Consider the following 16,366-nt stretch of genomic DNA (forward strand, 5'->3'; position numbering starts at 1 on the left):
GTCACCGTGAGCCTGGTGCCCCGCCGTGGCTCGCGACGGCCGGCGCGGGGGACGTGCTCGGGGGCATCCTCGGCGCACTCTTCGCCACCCACGCCGCGGCGCTCGAAGCGGATGCCGAGGCCTGCGCCGCCCTCGCGGCGACCGCGGCGCTCGTGCACGGCCTCGCGGCGGCCCGGGCGTCCGCAGGCGGCCCGCTTGTGGCCCTCGATGTCGCCGAGGCCATCCCCGCGACGATCGCGGCCCTCCTCCGCCCCTGACCCGGATCGAATCAGCGGCGCGGGATGCGGGCGAGGAAGGCGCGGGTGCGGGGTTCGCGCGGGGCGTCGAAGACCTGCTCCGGCGGCCCGAACTCGAGGACCCGGCCGGCGTCGATGAACGCGACCCGGTCGGCGACGTCCCGCGCGAAGCCCATCTCGTGGGTCGCCATCACGATCGTCGTTCCCGACTGCTTGAGCTGCCGCACGAGGTCGAGGACCTCGCCGACGAGCTCGGGATCGAGCGCGCTCGTCACCTCGTCGAGGAGGAGCAGTTCGGGGTTCGTCATGATCGACCGCACGATCGCGGCACGCTGCTGCTGGCCGCCGGACAGTCGGTCGGGGAAGTCGCGGGCCTTCGCGGACAGGCCGATCTGGTCGAGCAGCTCGAGGCCGCGCGCCTCGGCCGTGCGGCGCGGCACCCGGTGCACGATCCGGCTGGCGAGGGTGACGTTGTCGAGCACGCTCAGGTGCGGGAAGAGGTTGAACTGCTGGAACACCACGCCGATCCTGGCGCGCACGGCGTCCGCGTTCGCGCGCGGGTCGCTGATGTCCCGGCCGGTGAGCCAGACCTGCCCGTCGTCGACGCGCTCGAGCAGGTTGATCACGCGGAGCAGGGTCGACTTGCCGGACCCGCTCGCCCCGATCAGTGCGACGACCTCGTGTTCGTGCACGACGAGGTCGATGCCGCGGAGCACGGGAACCGAGCCGAAGCTCTTGTAGACGTCGTCGACCCGGAGGACCGGAACGACGGCATCCGCTGCCTCGCTCATACGACCCCACCGACCTGCTCGCGGCGGCGCATCCGGGCGGACAGCCAGTCCGTGAGGCGGATCATCGGCAGGGCGAGCAGCACGAAAAGCAGCCCGGCGAGCACGTACGGCGTGAAGTTGAAGCTCGCCGCCGTCTCGATCTGGGCGGCCCTGACCGCGTCGACGGCGCCGAGCACGCTGATCAGGCCGACGTCCTTCTGCATCGCGACGAAGTCGTTCATCAATGCCGGCGTCACCTTGCGGAGCGCTTGCGGCAGCACGATCGTGCGCAGGGTGCGGCCGTGGCTGAGGCCGAGCGACCGACCGGCGAGCACCTGCGAGGGGTGAACCGCCTCGATCCCGGCGCGCCACACCTCGGCGACATAGGCCGAGTACGTCAGGACGAGTGCGATCGTGCCCCAGACATACGAGGGCAGCTTCGGGAACACCCCGAGGCCGGGCAGCCCGAAGCCGACGAGGTAGAGCACGATGATGAGCGGCAACCCGCGGAACAGGTCGGTGTACCCGGCGGTGAGGGCGCGCAGCGGGAAGAAGACCGCGCCGCGCAGGGTGCGGAGTGTCGCGAGCAGCAGGCTCACGATCAGCACGCCGACGGCGGCGACGAGCAGCACGCGGATGTTGAGCAACAGTCCCTCGAACACGCGCGGCCAGGCCTTCACCGCGACGGCGGGGTCGAAGAAGGACTGCTGTACCCGGGTCCAGCCCGGCGTGTTGACCACGAACACCCAGATCACGATCGCGAAGAGGACCGTGCTCACCGCGCTCAGCAGCACAGACCGGGCGGTCTGCGTGCGCCTGTACGCCCGGCGGCCGAGCTCGACCGCGCTCGACGGCCGCGTCGGCCGACCGGTGTCGGTGACCGTGTCGGTGACCAGGTCGGGACCGGCCACTGGACCTTCCTCCGGTGTCACTTCAGGACGGGCGCGTCCGCGTTGCCGGCGAGCCAGGTATCGGCGAGGTTCGCGAGGGTTCCGTCCGCGCGCAGGGCGTCGACGGCGGCGCTCACGGCGGCGGTGAGTGGGCTGTCCTTGGCGAGGACGAGGCCGAATGCGTCGGTACCCGCCTGGGCGCCGGGCGTTGCGCCAGGGGTGGGGGTCTGGCTGCTGGACCCCGCTGCGGCATCGGGCAGCTGCCCGATGATCGTGCCGCCGTCGAGTTCGACCCCGGTGAGGTAGAACGCTGTCGGGAGGTCGACGACGATCGCGTCGACGGTGCCGTTCTGCAGTGCGAGCTTCGCGTCGTCGTTCGTGTTGAACGCCTGCACGCCCTGGGTCGGTGCGATCAGCTTCTCCGCTTCCGTGAAGCTCGTCGTGCCGGTCGCGGCCCCGATCAGGAGACTCTTGAGTCCGGCGAGCGAGGTCACGGCGGCCGCCGGAGAGGTGCTGACGGTGATCACGGCCTGGGTGGTCTCGTAGTACGGAGAGGAGAAGTCGACCTGCTGGGCGCGCTCGGCCGTGATCGAGAACTGCTGCAGGTTGAAGTCGAAGGCCTTCGGCCCCGGAGCGATCGCCTCGTCGAAGGTGCTCCGCACCCAGGTCACGTTCTCCTTCGCGAAGCCGAGCTTGCCGGCGACGGCGTAGGCGACGGCGGCTTCGAAGCCCTTGCCGGATGCTGGTGAGTCGTCGATAACCCAGGGGAAGTACGCGGGTTCCCCGGTTCCGATCGTGAGCTTGCCCGGTGTGAGGTACGACGTGGGATCGGGGGAGCTCAGCGATCCCGCGTTCGTGGACGGGGCGCTGCCCTGGGTGGGGCTCGCTGCCGAACAGGCGCTCAACAGGAGCGCACCCGCCACGGAGAGGGCGAGCACAAAAATGTGACGGGACCTGCGGCGATTCACCATATTGACCACTCCTCGAGATGACTGTCTCTGGCCATCATGACGCATGTTTTCGCGGTCGTCGGCACCCACCAGCGAATGTGACGGTCTCGTTAAGAACACCGGGGTGTGGGAAAGTGGAACGTGCCCGATTCCCTCCCCCCGAAACCACCGGTGCGGTTCGCGTCGGGGCCGAGCCTGCGCATCCTGCTCTGGGCCGGATTCATCGCTGTGCACGCCTGGCTCGTCTACATCTGCTTCGCCGCGATCGGCTGGCCGCTCGGCGATGTCGACGTCGTCTACCTCGGCTGGGCGACCGACGCCGCGAGCGGAGTGGCCCTCGTCGGCATCACCGCGCCCTTCGTCTACCCCCTGCTCGCCGTCGTGCCGATCTTCGCGGCCCTCGCCTTCGGCACCGCCTCGTACACGGCGACCTGGCTCGGCATCGTCACCCTCCTCAACGCGGTCGCATTCGCGGCCCTGACCGGCCGGCGCCGCGGGCCGCGCGCGCTCCTCGCCGCGGGCTGGTGGCTGGCCTTCCTCCTGCTGCTCGGTCCGATCGCGATCGCCAGGATCGACTCGATCACGGCCCCGCTCGTCATCCTCGCCGTTTTGTGGCTGCGGACCCGGCCGGTCTGGGGCACCGTGATCCTCACGCTCGCGACGTGGGTGAAGATCTGGCCGATCGCTGTCATCGCGGCGCTTGTCATCGCATCGAAGCAACGGATGCGCGCCGGCTACGCCTTCCTCGCCACGAGCGCCGTCATCGTGGTCACGGCGCTCAGCCTCGGCAGCGGCCTCCGCGTGTTCAGCTTCATCTCCGAGCAGGCCAACCGCGGCATCCAGATCGAGTCTCCCGTCGGCGCCATCTGGATGGTGCAGGCCGCGCTGCGGATCCCGGGCAGCTACATCTACTACGACCACGACATCCTCACCTTCCAGGTCGTCGGCCCAGGATCTTTCATCGCCGTCGCGCTCATGACGCCGGTCCTCGCGCTCTGCATCGCAGCGGTGCTGCTGATCGCGGTGCGGGCGACACGGGCAGGGGCGAGCTTCGAGAGGCTGTTCCCGCCGCTCGTCCTCGCGCTCGTCGTGACGCTGATGGCCGTCAACAAGGTCGGCTCTCCGCAGTTCGTGATCTGGCTCGCCGCGCCGACCATCCTCGGCATCCTCCTGCGAGGGCGCGGCTGGCGTACCCCGACCATCCTCGTCACGGTCATCGCCGGGCTCACCCAGGTCGTCTACCCCTACCTGTACGACTGGCTGCTCGTCGCCAACCCGCTGATGGTGCTCGCCCTCTCCATGCGCAACGTGCTCGAGTTCGTCGTGCTCGCCTGGGCCGTCCGCGAGGTGTGGACCCTCGGCAGCAGCTCCGCCCAGCACGGCAGCCGCCACGGGAACGGCAACGCCGCCCCGCACGACCCACCGGCGGCCGGCCTCGACCGCCCGATCCTCATCCCCAGGGAGTAATCATGCTCGTCGCCTTTTCCGTCTCGCCCTCCGGAGCCCAGGATGCCGAGGGTTCCGTGCACGACGCCGTCGCCGCGGCCGTCCGGATCGTCCGCGACTCGGGCCTGCCGAACCACACCGACTCGATGTTCACGACGATCGAGGGCTCCTGGGACGAGGTCTTCGCCGTCGTCAAGGCCGCCACGGAGGCCGTCGGCGCCTTCGGGCCGCGGGTGTCCCTCGTGCTCAAGGCGGACATCCGCCCCGGTCGCACCGGCGAGCTGACCGGCAAGGTCGAACGCCTCGAGGTCGCGCTCGAGAACGCACGGGCGGCCGGAGGCGCGGCATAGCAGGCACCGCACGGGCAGGCGGATGCTGCCGGGCGCTTCCCGCCGCAACCGTCCGGCCCTAGGCTGGACCGCATGCCCCCACCCACCGACGGGTCGGCGATTCTGTCTCCGGCCCGCATCCGCCTTGCCCTGCTCTCCCTCGCCCTCGGCGGCTTCGGCATCGGCGCGACCGAGTTCGTGGCGATGGGGCTGCTGCCGAACCTCGCGCGGGATCTCCTGCCCGGCCTCTACGCGACAGCGCCGGACGCTGCGAACGCCCAGATCGGCTGGCTGATCTCGGCGTACGCTCTCGGCGTCGTCGTCGGAGCCCCGACGATCGCGGCGGCAGCGGCACGCTGGCCGCGCAAGCAGCTGCTGCTCGCCCTGCTCGCCGCGTTCACCCTCGCGACGATCGCCTCCGCCCTGCTGCCGACGTTCGGGCTCGTGCTCGTGGCCCGGTTCGTGGCCGCGCTCCCGCACGGCGCCTACTTCGGCATCGCCTCGCTCGTCGCTGCCGACCTGATGGGCCCGGGCAAGCGGGCGCGCGGCGTCGCGCTCGTGCTCAGCGGCCTGACCATCTCCAATGTGATCGGCGTGCCCGTGATCACCTGGATCGGGCAGGTGTCCGGCTGGCGGGTCGCCTACCTCGTCGTCGCCGCCGTCTTCGCGGTCTCCTTCCTCGCCGTGATCCTGCTCGTGCCGTTCCAGGCGGGTAACGCGCTCGCGACGATGCGCAACGAGCTGAAGGCGTTCGGCAGGCTGCAGGTCTGGTTCGCGCTCGGTATCGGGGCGATCGGCTTCGGCGGCCTCTTCGCCGTCTACACCTATGTCGCCCCGCTCGTCATCGAGGTGACCGGACTCGGCGCGGGCGCCGTTCCGCTCGTGCTCGTGGTCATCGGCCTCGGCATGACCGTCGGCAACCTGCTCGGCGGCCACCTCGCCGACAAGAGCGTCCGCCGTACCCTCTACGGGTTCTTCGCATTGATGATCGTTGCCCTGGTGGGACTTGCCCTGTCCGCCCAGTTCCTGCCCGGACTCCTGGCCGGCGTCTTCCTCGTCGGCGGCGCGGCGGCCGGGCTGTCCCCGGCCATCCAGACCCGGCTGATGGATGTCTCGCACGACAGCCAGTCCATTGCGGCTGCGCTCAACCACTCGGCCCTCAACATCGGCAACGCGCTCGGCGCGTTCCTCGGCGGCCTGGCCATCGCCGGCGGCCTCGGTTACGTCGCCCCGGTCTGGATCGGCGCGGTCCTGAGCGTCATCGGACTTTCGCTCGCGGTCGTGAGCTTCGCGATCGACCGGTCCTGGCGCCGCAACGGACGGCACGTGCCGTACGGCACCGCCCTCATCGAGGTCGTCACGGACGCCGCTTAACGCCGAAGTCGGAACCTTTCGCGACTCGGGTCGGCGCGGTCTGCGCCTGCGACGGTCACGGAAGACTCCGACAGAGGGTCGGGAGCGCGAGCTCAGTCCGTCTGCAGCAGGATCCCGTCGTGAATCGCGCGCTTCCGCAGCGCGACCTTGGTTCCGACGTCGAAGCCCGCAAGACGGTACTTCTCGCGGATCCGTTTGAGGTAGGACTTGGCGGTCTCCTCGGAGATGCCGAGCTGGTGGGCAACGGCCTTGACGGGCTCGCCGGCACCGTACAGAGCCATCACGCGGCGTTCCTGTGCGCTCAGTCTCGGCGAACCGCCGCCCGTTCCCGCGCTGAGCGCTTCGTCGAGTTCAGCGGAGATGTACGACTCCCCGTCGAAGGCTGCCCGGATCGCGTCGACGATCATGCCGGCTTCTTCGCTCTTGACGAGGTAGCCGAGTGCCCCGGCGGCGAGTGCCTCGCGCACGAGGCCGGGCTCCGAGTACGTGCTCATCAGGACGGTCTTGACACCGGCCGTCTTGAGGGTCGAGATCTTGAGCGAAACCGGGATGTTGTCCTTGAGATCGAGGTCGAGGAGAACGACGTCCACCGGGAATTCGGGGTGGGTGAGAAGTTCCGGCCACGTCGTCACAGCGGCGACCATGTTGATGTCGTCTGCGGCGCCGCGGATCCACTCCGTCAACGCCCCCAGCAGCATCCGGTGGTCGTCCACGAGAGCAAGCCGGATCGGATTCTCCCGACTGGGCGCCGCCGCCCGGGTCGTCGTGCTGATGTTCGTCACTGTTGCCTCCTGTTGCCTGTGCATCCGACTGGAAGCCCGGCGATGCCGGACCAGAAAATTTCACGCATCTGCGGGATTGTCAATGCTGCACTCGATCTCCACGTGGAGACTGCCACCCCGGCTCGACGCGATGTGCGGGCCAACTACCCGGATAGCTTGCCACGTCTCGGGGTCGACCCGGCGCCGAGGCACACCCGTGGTGGCCAATTCGATGGGGAATCGTAACTTCTGCCGGTCGATCAGGCCATTCGTCGGGCGGATCGGACCGAGGGAGAGGGCGACGGATGCCTCGGGGCGCTGGGTGTCGCTGATCAGGAGCCAGATGGTGCGCAGCAGGGCGTCGCGCTGGGCGGGATCGAGCAGCCCGGCGAGCCCGGCCGGGTCGTTGAGGCTCACCGAGGGGCCGAGGAACTCGGACTCCGTGATGGCGTGGTACAGCCAGGTCTCCCTGCGGCCCTGGATGAGGTGCAGCCGCAACTGGGTCGCGAGCGAAGACGCGGTCGTCGACTTGGCCGCGTTGAGGGGGAGCGCGGTGCGGCCCTTGGACACATCGTCGAGCAAGGTCTCCGCGTCGAGGTCGATCCGCGCGAGTTCCTCGGAGGCGAGCATGCCGACGGCGAACCGCGGCTGGGAGACCGTGCTCTGTACGAGCACGAGGTCCAGTTCGCGCTGCACCATCCGGTGGAACGAGCGGACGATCGCGACGCCGAGGAGCGGCGGTATCACCGCGAGCCCGAATGCGACAAGCTCCGGCGCGAAGGACAGCGGGTCGCTGCGCGGCTCTGTGATCGCGAACACGGCGAGGAGCGTTCCGAGGACGGCCGTGGAAGAGACGACGTCCCTGCCTCGCCGAACGGTCACGAGCGCGATCAGCAGGCTCCCGACCGCGGCGGCGGCGGTCGGGAAGACCCCCCGGTCGGCGCCGGCGTGCGAGCCGGCCAGGTCGAGTGCGATGACGACCGCGCCGGACGCGAGGGCCGCCGCGAACAGCCAGTCGGGCATCCGTGCGGAGAGTCGCTGAACGACGGCGATCGCGAACGCCGTCGCCGCCACGAGGATCACCCATGCCACGGGGGTCGGGACGGGAGTCGTGTACCGGGGCCACTGCTCGACGTACTCCCAGAACAGGTAGGCCGCGACGATGCCGCCGGCGACGGAGAGGCCGATCCCGAGGTGGCGTCCACCGAGGCCGCTCTGGTTGGCGCGCGTCGTCTTGACCGTTCGCTCCGGCCTGCGGAAGCTGCGGCGGCGATCCTGGCGCTCCTGGCGTCCGTGTTCCTCGAGCGGGCCGGCTTCGGTGACGGCGCGCCTGGCCGGTCGACGGATGCCGCGCTCCGGCTGCACGGTCACGCCGCGGGTGCTCACTTGGGCACCTCGAGTACGACCGTCGTTCCCGAACCCGGGGACGAGAACAGCCGGGCGTTGCCGCCGACGTCGCGGAGCCTGGCGACGACGGACTCGGCGAAACCGAGGCGTTCCGGGCTCACTGCCGCGAGGTCGAAACCGACGCCGGCGTCGGTCACCATGGCACGAACTGTCGTGTCGTCGTCCGTGATCGTGACGTCGGCGCGGGCGACCCCTGCGTGCCTGCGCACGTTCTCGAGGCACTCGCCCAGGGCGAGCAGGAACGAGTCCAGAACGGTGCTCGGCAGCAGGACCTGGCCGCTCCCGTGCCAGTCCACGTCGAGCCCCATCCGCTTGAAGCGCTGTTTCACGGACTCGAGGGTGCTGCCGAGGGTCGACTCCGACGCGGGTTCGAGCGTGTAGACGCCGGAGCGGTGCGGGGTCGGGAGCCCGCCGAGCCGGAGCTGCCTGAGCAGCCGGGCGTCATCGCCGGCCTGCTGACGCAAGGCGGCGGGGCTCACGCCGACGCCCGAGTGCGCGAGCAGGGTGAGGGTCGCGAGGACGGTGTCGTGCAGGAGCCTGGCGTCCTGCCGGCGTTGGGCCTCGAGCTCGCTCGCGTGCCGTTCGGCGAGGTGCGCACGGCCGATTTCGGCGATGCGCTGCATGACGCGGGGGATGCTCTGCGCGATCCACCATCCGGCGATCGCGATCGCGAACCAGCCGGTGATCGTGAGCATGACCGGGACGAGTGCGTCGGTGCTGAGCCGCGCGGCAGCGAGCACGCTCGCGAGCGTCGCGCCGAAGGCGACGCCCAGCATGATCAGCCGGCGCGAGGTGGTGACGAGTACCAGGGCGATGGAACCGATGGCGGGCGAGGCGACGCACGCTATCACTGCCTGTTCGCCGAGGTTGAGTCCCGATGTTCCCGTGCCGACGAAGCCGATCACGAGGATCATGGCCACCCCGCAGACGACGAGGAGTGCCGCCCATCGCAGGTGACCGTTGCGGCCGAGCAAGTACTGGGCGCCGACGATGACAAGGAGCAGGGGAAGGCTCAGGGCGAGCGCCAACCGGTCGAGGCCGCCCGGTATCAGGAGCGCCAGGAACGTGGCGATGGAACCAGCGAGCCCGGTCAGCTGCGCGCCCCTGCGCAGCAGTCGATCCCGTTCCTTGAAAATGCGTTGCATACCCGTCGCATTACCCCTCGTCGTGCTCCAGAAAGCACCATATCCGGATGCGGCCGGTTTCGACGCGCGCGTGGCGCTCAGTTTCACGAATGTGCCTTGTTTACGGGCCACGCGTGCGGGGGGTTCGCCGGGAACGGGGCGAACCGGGGGTATTTGGGCGCGTGCAGGGGGAACAGTTAGGCGCCTCGAGCTTTGTCGGGTCAGCATCCGTGATTCCTCAGGTCGTTTTCACCCTAGCAGCCTCGTCGATTCCCCCCGGTCCGGTGCCCCCCGTTTCGGTCCCGCCCTGGTCGAGGCGGAACGGTGGATAGTCGTCCCGGAAGAGTCCGGTGTACACCACCACACGGAACACCCAGCGGTCGATACCGAGGATGAAATCGAACAGGGACTGCCGGTAGTGGCCCGTGAACAGCAGCATCAGCCCCGCAATGAGCACGAGGAGACCGAGGAGTGATACTCCGGTCGTCGTCGAATAAGTCGTGTCCCCGATCGTGTAGCGAGCGGTCGGGGTGCTCGTCAGGGCGGACACGATGAGGATCTGTGGAATCGCGAGCAGCCACCACTTGACCAGGACAAGCCCCCGGGACAACCGCTCGGGGTAGTCGATGTCGAGGTCGGCTGGGTAGTCGGCCGGGGCGAGAGTGAACGGCGGGTACCTGTCCGTGCCGAGCGCCGAATACGCGTAGAAGGCGACGCGCCAGCTCCAGCGCAGCACGCCGACGTTGAACGTGAAGAGGGCCAGGGGATACCGGCCGGTGAACAGGATGGCGAAGCCCGCGACGATCGTCGTCACGAACGTGGCGAACCAGAGGAAGAACAGCACCACGACGTGCGGGAAGATCAGGATCCATTTCACGAGCCACAATCCCCTGGACACGTCGGGCTGCAGTGTGCCCTCGAGGCGGGCGGGGTAGACCGGACCAGGTGGACCCGTAGCTGCGACAGCGCCAATCGCTCCGGCAGTGCCCATCGCTCCGGCAGTGCCCGTCGTTCCGACAGCGCCGTCGTGGTCGTCCGGCCCCTGTGCGGAGTCGCGCCTCCCGAGGCCCAACGCGCCGAAGACCACGAGGAGCACCCCGGCCACGAGCAGCAGCCCGCCGCCGAGCAACAGGGCGACCGCCGCAGGCACGAAGAGGCCGGACCGGACGCCGGCCCGCGCCTCTACGTCAACGCCCTGCGTCGCATCCGCGTTCATGACGACGACGGCCCAGTCGCCGCTCACGACCGGCCAGACCAGGCGCTGCGTTCCCGGCCCGGAGGCCGCGACCGTCCACCAGGTCTGGCTGCCCGGACGGGCAGGACGTCTGCTGCCGGGCACCTCGCGGTACTCGGTGCGGAACGGCGTGGAGTTCACGGAGGTGAGCTCGCTGTGCGCGACGGATGCGAGGTAGCGTTCCACCTCCGCCCGCGGTGCGATGCCGATGAAGACCCCGGTGCCGCGGACGCTCGTCGCCTCGAGCATCACGGTCGCGAGCCCGGAGGGCATCCCGCCGGACCCCGCCTGGGTGCTGGTCCCGGTGCCTGAGTCGCTCTCCGTCGTGAGGTTCGGTGAGGTGATCGCATACGAGGCCACGGAGAATGAGCCGCTCGGCGTGGTCAGGAACCCGTCCCTGCCCTGTTGTGCCGCGACCGTTGCAACGGCGACTCCGCCGGCGAGCAAGCCGATGCCGGACACGGCGAGCAGCGTTCCGACGATGACCATGACGACGTAGCCGGCTTTCATCACGGGACTCCTCTTCGCTGGGCGGTCTGGACAAGGCAGGCAGTGGCCGGGCTCCCTGTCAGGGTCGTCCGGAATGCCTGCCCTGTCAATCGCAGGGCGGTAGCGGAAAAGTCGGTGTGATAGCCGGCGGAACCGGCCGACGCCCAGCCGTCGTGAAGGTCAGCGGAGCAGGCGGCCGAGTTGCTCGCCGACGGCGGCATCCTCGATCAGAAAGCCGTCGTGGCCGTAGCTCGAGGAGAGCACGACGGGTTCGGTGCCGTCGAGGCCGTTGCGGAGGTGTGCCGCGATCCGGCGCTGGCCCTCGACGGGGAACAGCCGGTCGCTGTCGATTCCGACGACGAGGGTGGTTGCTTCGATCGAGGAGAGGGCCTCGGCGAGGGAACCCCGGCCGCGGGTCACATCGTGGGAGTTCATCGCCTCGACGAGGACGATGTAGCTGTTCGCGTCGAAACGTCGGGTGAACTTGTTGCCGTGGAAGTCGAGGTAGGACTCGACGGCGAACCGGCCGCCAGAACCGAGCGGGGAGATCCGGCTTTGCCAGCCGCGCTCGAAACGCTCGTTGAGCTCGGACGGGCTGCGGTAGTTCAGCAGGGCCATCCGCCGGGCCAGGGCGAGCCCGCGGGTCGGACCGTCGCCGTCGACGGCGTCGTAGTAATCGCCGGACCGGAACAGCGGGTCGCTGCGGATGGCTTCGATCTGCACCGAATTCAGGGCGATCTGATCGGCCGTCGTCACGGGCGGCGCCGCGAGGATCGCGAGCCTCTCCACCCGGTCCGGCCGGTCGATCGCCCATTCGAGGGCGTGCATTCCCCCCATCGACCCGCCGACCACGAGGGCCCAGGCGTCGATCCCGATCCGGTCGGCGAATGCGACCTGGGCGGCGACCTGGTCGCGGATGGTCAGGTAGGGGAAGCGGATGCCCCACTCCGAGCCGTCAGGGGCGAGGGACGACGGGCCTGTGCTGCCCTGGCAACCGCCGAGCATGTTCGGTGCGACGACAAAATAGCGGTCGGTGTCGATGGCCAGGCCGGGGCCGACGATGCCGCCCCACCAGCCGGCGGTCGCGTGGCCGGGCCCTGCCGCGCCGAGCAGGTGGCTGTCCCCGGTGAGGGCGTGCAGCACGAGCACCGCGTTGTCCCGCGCGGGGGAGAGTTCGCCCCAGGTCTCGTAGGCGATCCGGACGGCGCCCAGTCGCCCGCCGGCCTCGAGGTCGAGTGCGCCCACGTCCTGGAACCTGCGGTTGCCGACGGGGTCGCCGTCGCGCCACGCACCCGTCGCCGGGGGCTTGCCGAACAGCGAGCGCGCCTGAGCCTCGGTGATGAAGCTGGACGGGACCGTGTCCGCCGAGGTCTGCCATTCCATATGCCCTCATTCTGCCCGGTCTGACGCGCCAACGTCCCTTTGTTACGCGCGGCTTGTTTCGTGCGGCTGGAGACGTGCGGTTGGAGACGTGCGGTTGTTGCGGCGCTCATCCGGCCCCCTTGCCCACTTCTCGGACAGGTGTCCGAGAAGTGCTAGACTGTCCTGATGACCCGCACCGAGTATGTCCGAGAAAGCGTGGTGCGCGGTACAATCAGCGCCGTGCGTGCCTCGGACCCCCGGGCGGAACGCACCAGGCAGGCCATTTTCGCAGCGGTCCGCACGCTCATGACCCAGCGCGTCGCATCCGTCTCGGTCAGCGACATCGTGCGCACGGCCTCGATCAGCCGCAGTTCGTTCTACGCGCACTTCAGCAGCCTCGACGATCTCGCGACCGGGTTCCTCCGCGAGCAGTTCGCCGAGATCGGCGTGACCGGGTTCGACCTGCTGAGCGACGACCTCACCGGGGCCCAGGCCGCACGGGTCGGTTACCAGCGGCTCATCTCCCACATCGTGGAGCACTACCCGCTGTACTCGAGTGTGCTCGACCTGCCGATCACCCGCACGGCATACGACGACGAGATCGAAGCGTACTCGCGCCGCCTCGTCGAATCGCTCGTCGTGCTCTCCGGCACGCCCAGGGTCGTGCACCCCGAGTCCTTCGCCACCTACGTGGCCGGGGGAGCGCTCACCCTGATCAGCGCCTGGATGCGCGGCCAGCTCGACGTCACGGACGACGAGATCGTCGACCAGCTCGTCGAATTCCTCCCCGAATGGCTGGTCGACGCGGCCTGACGCCGCGAACCCGGTACCCCACACACCACCACACAACCGACCGACGATGGTCGCGAGAACCCCGCATCACCAACGAACAGAGGCAGCATATGAATTTCACCGTGGGAGAAACCCTGGTCTACCCGCACCACGGCGCGGTCACCATCACTGAAATCACGACCCGCGCCGTGAAGGGGATCGAGAAGAAGTTCATGACCCTCACCGTGCACGCGAACGACCTGACGATCAAGCTGCCGATCGAGAACGCCGAGCTCGTCGGCGTGCGCGACGTCATCGACAGCGCCGGCGTCCAGGCCGTGTTCGACGTTCTCCGCGAATCCTTCGTCGAGGAGCCGGGGAACTGGTCACGCCGGTACAAGGCCAACCAGGAGAAGATGGCGAGCGGCAGCGTCTACCGTGTCGGCGAGGTCGTCCGCGACCTGTGGCGTCGTGACCAGGAGCGCGGCGTGTCCGCCGGCGAGAAGAACATGCTCGTCAAGGCCCGCCAGGTGCTCGTCTCCGAACTTGCACTCGCCCAGAGCTCGACGAGCGAAGAGGCATCCGCCGTCCTCGACACCGTGCTCGCGAGCTCGATCCCCGCGACCGGTACCACGGCGGCCTAGGGATCACTCCGGCTCGCCGGTCCAGCCGAGGTTGCGGGCCACCCGCTCGAGGGTGGCCAGGGTCGTGGCGTAGTCGGCAGGGCTGACGTCCTGGGTCGCGGCATCCCGGTTCACCGAGACGACCTCGGCGAGGCGCTGGTAGGCGAGCCTGCCGCGGTCGGTGATCGCGTACCCGGACTCCGACACCGTGACCCAGCCGCTCTCGACGAGTTCGGCGAGGTGTTCGACGACGGTCTCACCCTCGGTGTCGAGGAACGGGGCGACCCCGCTCGTGAGCTGCTCGACCGAGGCCGGTCCGCGGGACAGCATCCCGAGCAGCTGCCACTGCCGCCTCGTCACCCCGTGTTCCTCGAGGGTCGTCGCGAATTGCTCGTTGATCAGTTGGTCGACGAGTTTGAGCCAGTATCCGATCGGTCGCAGGTCAGTCATACCGACAGGATATTCACGGACCCGTCATCCGGATCGTTCTCTGAACCAATTCGACGGAGATTGTGCCTCGCGCGGCCCGAAAACGGCCTGCAACGTACAATTCCGGCAGAATCTCCGTCGAATCGGTCAGGGGTGCTGCGGTGCGGGTCAGGCGTTCGCGCGCGAGGCCTCGACTACGGCGCGGGCGGCGGCGAGCCCGTGCTCGAGGTCGGCCTTGAGGTCGGCGATGTTCTCGATGCCGACGGACAGGCGCACGAGCCCGGGGGTCACGCCGCTCGTGAGCTGCTGCTCCGGCGTGAGCTGGGCGTGGGTGGTCGAGGCCGGGTGGATCACGAGCGAGCGGACGTCGCCGATGTTGGCCAGGTGGCTGAAGAGCTCGAGGTTGTCGACGAGCGCGCGGCCGGCATCCACCCCGCCCTTGAGCTCGAAGGAGACGACCGCGCCGACGCCCTTGGGCGCGTATTTGTTGGCGGTCGCATACCAGGGGCTCGACGGCAGGCCGGCGTAGTTGACCGAGGCGATGTCGGGGTGGCTCTCGAGCCATTCCGCGATGTCCTGGGCGTTCTGCACGTGGCGCTCGATGCGCAGGCTCAGGGTCTCGATGCCCTGGATCAGCTGCCAGGCGCTCGCGGGGGCGATCGCGCTGCCGAGGTCCCTGAGCAACTGAACGCGTGCCTTGATGATGTACGCGATGCCGTCGCCGACCGCGCCCGTGTAGCTGACGCCGTGGTAGGACGGGTCCGGCTCGGTGAGGCCGGGGAACTTCTCGACGTTCTTCGACCACTCGAAGGTGCCGCCGTCGACGATGACGCCGCCGATGATCGTGCCGTGGCCGCCGAGGAACTTGGTGGCGGAGTGGACGACGATGTCGGCGCCGTGTTCGAAGGGGCGGATCAGGTACGGGGTCGCGATGGTGCTGTCGACGATGAGCGGGACGCCGTTCTGGTGGGCGACGTCGGCGACGAGCGAGATGTCGAGCACGTTGATCTTGGGGTTGCCGATGGTCTCGGCGAAGAACAGCTTGGTGTTCGGGCGCACGGCGCGGGCCCACTCTGCTGCATCGTCCTGGTCCTCGACGAAGGTCGTCTCGATGCCGAGTTTGGCGAGGGTGTACTTGAAGAGGTTGTAGGTTCCGCCGTAGATCGAGCTCGAGGAGACGATGTGGTCGCCGGCCTGGGCGATGTTGAGCACGGCGAAGGTCGATGCGGCCTGGCCGGAGGCGAGCAGCAGCGCCGCGGTGCCGCCTTCGAGCGCGGCGATGCGCTCTTCGACGACGGCCTGGGTCGGGTTCATGATGCGGGTGTAGATGTTGCCGAACTCGGCGAGGGCGAAGAGGTTCTGGGCGTGCTGCGCGCTGTTGAACACGTAGGACGTGGTCTGGTAGATCGGGGTGGCGCGTGCGTTGGTGACCGGGTCGGGGTGCGCGCCAGAGTGCACCTGCTTGGTTTCGAACTGCCAGGCGGCCGCGTTGTCGCTCATGAAGAACTCCCTGTAATCCGTGACGAGCGTGGACCGTCCATCGCTCTTGGGTGCGAGTTTAGGCACGCGCTCGCGGGGTCGGCAATGTCGCCGAAACACGGCGTCATCTACGGGTGTGCCGCGGTCCGCCGCTCGTGTACACAGCGGGGTGGCTCAGTCACCTCGAGCTCAGCTGGCAGCTGCCCGAGGAGCGGGCGTTCTACGAGAGTCTGGCGGCGGACCGCCGGCTCATCCGGTACGACCGCGCCGGATGCGGCCTGTCGGCTCCGACGAGCCGGCCGCCGTCGATGGACTTCGAGCTAGAGCAGCTCGCCGCGGTCGTCGCGAAGCTCGGTCCGGAGCCGTTCGACCTCATCGGCACGTCGATGGGTGCGCTGGTCGCTGTGGCGTGGGCGGCGGTGCATCCGGATACCGTGCGACGGCTGGTGCTCCACGGCGGCGCGTCCGTCGCCTGTGCGGAGACGCTCACGTCGATAGCGGATGGGTGACGGGAGTCGCCCGCCCGATCCACCTCGGTGCACGAGTCCAGGTCTGGGAGGTGAGGATCAGCGACGGCCGCGACCGTCTCGTCTGCGTTTCGCGGTGCACGCTCGCGGTGATCGACAGGCCTAGCGACTACGTATCACCGCAGCTGCGCCCCTCGAGGAGCGGATCGCCGGACTGAGCGCGCA

17 protein-coding genes are annotated in these 16,366 nt (G+C 69.1%); 7 read left to right on the forward strand and 10 right to left on the reverse strand.

The features are described from left to right. The coding region (locus tag QN357_RS06895) for an NAD(P)H-hydrate dehydratase (protein WP_323504702.1) at positions 1-257 on the forward strand (257 nt) is incomplete at its 5' end. An 11-nt stretch (positions 258-268) separates the two neighbouring features. Here QN357_RS06895 and QN357_RS06900 read toward each other — a convergent pair. Genes QN357_RS06900 through QN357_RS06910 form a run of 3 tightly spaced genes read right to left on the reverse strand, consistent with a single transcriptional unit; the run spans position 269 to position 2,867 of the window. Beyond that, positions 269-1,027 carry an amino acid ABC transporter ATP-binding protein gene (locus QN357_RS06900; RefSeq protein ID WP_322140671.1) on the reverse strand — a complete coding sequence of 253 codons (759 nt, stop codon included), beginning with the start codon at positions 1,025-1,027 and terminating at the stop codon, positions 269-271. Beyond that, positions 1,024-1,917, reverse strand: coding sequence for an amino acid ABC transporter permease (locus tag QN357_RS06905; RefSeq protein WP_416173104.1), 894 nt, complete (start codon positions 1,915-1,917; stop codon positions 1,024-1,026). The genes QN357_RS06900 and QN357_RS06905 overlap by 4 nt, the downstream gene beginning before the upstream one ends. Positions 1,918-1,934: 17 nt before the next feature. Next, positions 1,935-2,867 carry an ABC transporter substrate-binding protein gene (locus QN357_RS06910; RefSeq protein WP_134560608.1) on the reverse strand — a complete coding sequence of 311 codons (933 nt, stop codon included), beginning with the start codon at positions 2,865-2,867 and terminating at the stop codon, positions 1,935-1,937. A gap of 120 nt (positions 2,868-2,987) precedes the next feature. Here QN357_RS06910 and QN357_RS06915 point away from each other — a divergent pair, with 120 nt between their 5' ends. The 3 genes from QN357_RS06915 to QN357_RS06925 all read left to right on the forward strand — a co-directional run bounded on the left by QN357_RS06915 (position 2,988) and on the right by QN357_RS06925 (position 5,995). Next, positions 2,988-4,313: a glycosyltransferase family 87 protein gene (locus QN357_RS06915; protein WP_322189553.1), complete on the forward strand. Its 1,326-nt coding sequence runs from the start codon at positions 2,988-2,990 to the stop codon at positions 4,311-4,313. Positions 4,314-4,315: 2 nt separating this feature from the next. Continuing rightward, the gene (locus tag QN357_RS06920) at positions 4,316-4,642 is read left to right on the forward strand and encodes a thiamine-binding protein (protein ID WP_134449780.1); all 327 of its coding nucleotides are present in this window, start codon (positions 4,316-4,318) and stop codon (positions 4,640-4,642) included. A gap of 72 nt (positions 4,643-4,714) precedes the next feature. Continuing rightward, entirely contained in the window at positions 4,715-5,995 is a 1,281-nt protein-coding gene (locus tag QN357_RS06925; RefSeq protein WP_322189554.1) for an MFS transporter, read from the forward strand. 92 nt (positions 5,996-6,087) lie between these two features. Here QN357_RS06925 and QN357_RS06930 read toward each other — a convergent pair whose 3' ends face one another. The 5 genes from QN357_RS06930 to metX all read right to left on the reverse strand — a co-directional run bounded on the left by QN357_RS06930 (position 6,088) and on the right by metX (position 12,393). Continuing rightward, entirely contained in the window at positions 6,088-6,768 is a 681-nt protein-coding gene (locus QN357_RS06930; RefSeq protein ID WP_255454140.1) for a response regulator transcription factor, read from the reverse strand. A 69-nt stretch (positions 6,769-6,837) separates the two neighbouring features. Continuing rightward, positions 6,838-8,142: a hypothetical protein gene (locus QN357_RS06935; protein ID WP_322189555.1), complete on the reverse strand. Its 1,305-nt coding sequence runs from the start codon at positions 8,140-8,142 to the stop codon at positions 6,838-6,840. After that, positions 8,139-9,308: a sensor histidine kinase gene (locus tag QN357_RS06940; RefSeq protein ID WP_322189556.1), complete on the reverse strand. Its 1,170-nt coding sequence runs from the start codon at positions 9,306-9,308 to the stop codon at positions 8,139-8,141. The genes QN357_RS06935 and QN357_RS06940 overlap by 4 nt, the downstream gene beginning before the upstream one ends. Before the next feature lie 217 nt (positions 9,309-9,525). Continuing rightward, positions 9,526-11,031 (reverse strand): DUF4389 domain-containing protein, encoded by a 1,506-nt coding sequence (locus QN357_RS06945; RefSeq protein ID WP_241987476.1) that lies wholly within the window; start codon positions 11,029-11,031, stop codon positions 9,526-9,528. Positions 11,032-11,190: 159 nt separating this feature from the next. Next, complete coding sequence (gene metX, locus QN357_RS06950) at positions 11,191-12,393, reverse strand: homoserine O-acetyltransferase MetX (protein ID WP_322189557.1); 1,203 nt, start codon at positions 12,391-12,393, stop codon at positions 11,191-11,193. Between the two features lie 165 nt (positions 12,394-12,558). On the opposite strand from metX, the gene QN357_RS06955 reads away from it, so the two are divergent. Together QN357_RS06955 and QN357_RS06960 are read left to right on the forward strand one after the other, a co-directional pair. After that, complete coding sequence (locus QN357_RS06955) at positions 12,559-13,185, forward strand: TetR/AcrR family transcriptional regulator (RefSeq protein ID WP_134563855.1); 627 nt, start codon at positions 12,559-12,561, stop codon at positions 13,183-13,185. An 89-nt stretch (positions 13,186-13,274) separates the two neighbouring features. Beyond that, positions 13,275-13,787 carry a CarD family transcriptional regulator gene (locus QN357_RS06960; RefSeq protein ID WP_134449786.1) on the forward strand — a complete coding sequence of 171 codons (513 nt, stop codon included), beginning with the start codon at positions 13,275-13,277 and terminating at the stop codon, positions 13,785-13,787. A gap of 3 nt (positions 13,788-13,790) precedes the next feature. Here the strand turns inward: QN357_RS06960 and QN357_RS06965 are convergent, their stop codons facing one another. Together QN357_RS06965 and QN357_RS06970 are read right to left on the reverse strand one after the other, a co-directional pair. Then, positions 13,791-14,216, reverse strand: a complete 426-nt coding sequence (locus tag QN357_RS06965; protein WP_134449787.1) for a MarR family winged helix-turn-helix transcriptional regulator — start codon at positions 14,214-14,216, stop codon at positions 13,791-13,793. A gap of 147 nt (positions 14,217-14,363) precedes the next feature. Further along, on the reverse strand, positions 14,364-15,695 hold the full coding sequence (locus QN357_RS06970) for a bifunctional o-acetylhomoserine/o-acetylserine sulfhydrylase (RefSeq protein WP_134449788.1): 1,332 nt from the start codon (positions 15,693-15,695) through the stop codon (positions 14,364-14,366). Between the two features lie 134 nt (positions 15,696-15,829). Between QN357_RS06970 and QN357_RS06975 the strand changes: the two genes are divergently transcribed. Further along, positions 15,830-16,183, forward strand: a complete 354-nt coding sequence (locus tag QN357_RS06975; protein ID WP_322189558.1) for an alpha/beta hydrolase — start codon at positions 15,830-15,832, stop codon at positions 16,181-16,183. Positions 16,184-16,366 lie beyond the last annotated feature (183 nt).

This window comes from Cryobacterium sp. RTC2.1, from assembly GCF_035018685.1.
In the GTDB taxonomy this organism is placed as follows: domain Bacteria; phylum Actinomycetota; class Actinomycetes; order Actinomycetales; family Microbacteriaceae; genus Cryobacterium; species Cryobacterium glucosi.

Coding starts and splice junctions, on each gene's coding strand:
- QN357_RS06920 (WP_134449780.1), top strand. CDS start 4,316: ATGCTCGTCGCCTTTTCCGTCTCGCCCTCCGGAGCCCAGGATGCCGAG.
- QN357_RS06945 (WP_241987476.1), bottom strand. CDS start 11,031: ATGAAAGCCGGCTACGTCGTCATGGTCATCGTCGGAACGCTGCTCGCC.
- QN357_RS06960 (WP_134449786.1), top strand. CDS start 13,275: ATGAATTTCACCGTGGGAGAAACCCTGGTCTACCCGCACCACGGCGCG.
- metX (WP_322189557.1), bottom strand. CDS start 12,393: ATGGAATGGCAGACCTCGGCGGACACGGTCCCGTCCAGCTTCATCACC.
- QN357_RS06955 (WP_134563855.1), top strand. CDS start 12,559: ATGACCCGCACCGAGTATGTCCGAGAAAGCGTGGTGCGCGGTACAATC.
- QN357_RS06900 (WP_322140671.1), bottom strand. CDS start 1,027: ATGAGCGAGGCAGCGGATGCCGTCGTTCCGGTCCTCCGGGTCGACGAC.
- QN357_RS06970 (WP_134449788.1), bottom strand. CDS start 15,695: ATGAGCGACAACGCGGCCGCCTGGCAGTTCGAAACCAAGCAGGTGCAC.
- QN357_RS06925 (WP_322189554.1), top strand. CDS start 4,715: ATGCCCCCACCCACCGACGGGTCGGCGATTCTGTCTCCGGCCCGCATC.
- QN357_RS06940 (WP_322189556.1), bottom strand. CDS start 9,308: ATGCAACGCATTTTCAAGGAACGGGATCGACTGCTGCGCAGGGGCGCG.
- QN357_RS06965 (WP_134449787.1), bottom strand. CDS start 14,216: ATGACTGACCTGCGACCGATCGGATACTGGCTCAAACTCGTCGACCAA.
- QN357_RS06910 (WP_134560608.1), bottom strand. CDS start 2,867: ATGGTGAATCGCCGCAGGTCCCGTCACATTTTTGTGCTCGCCCTCTCC.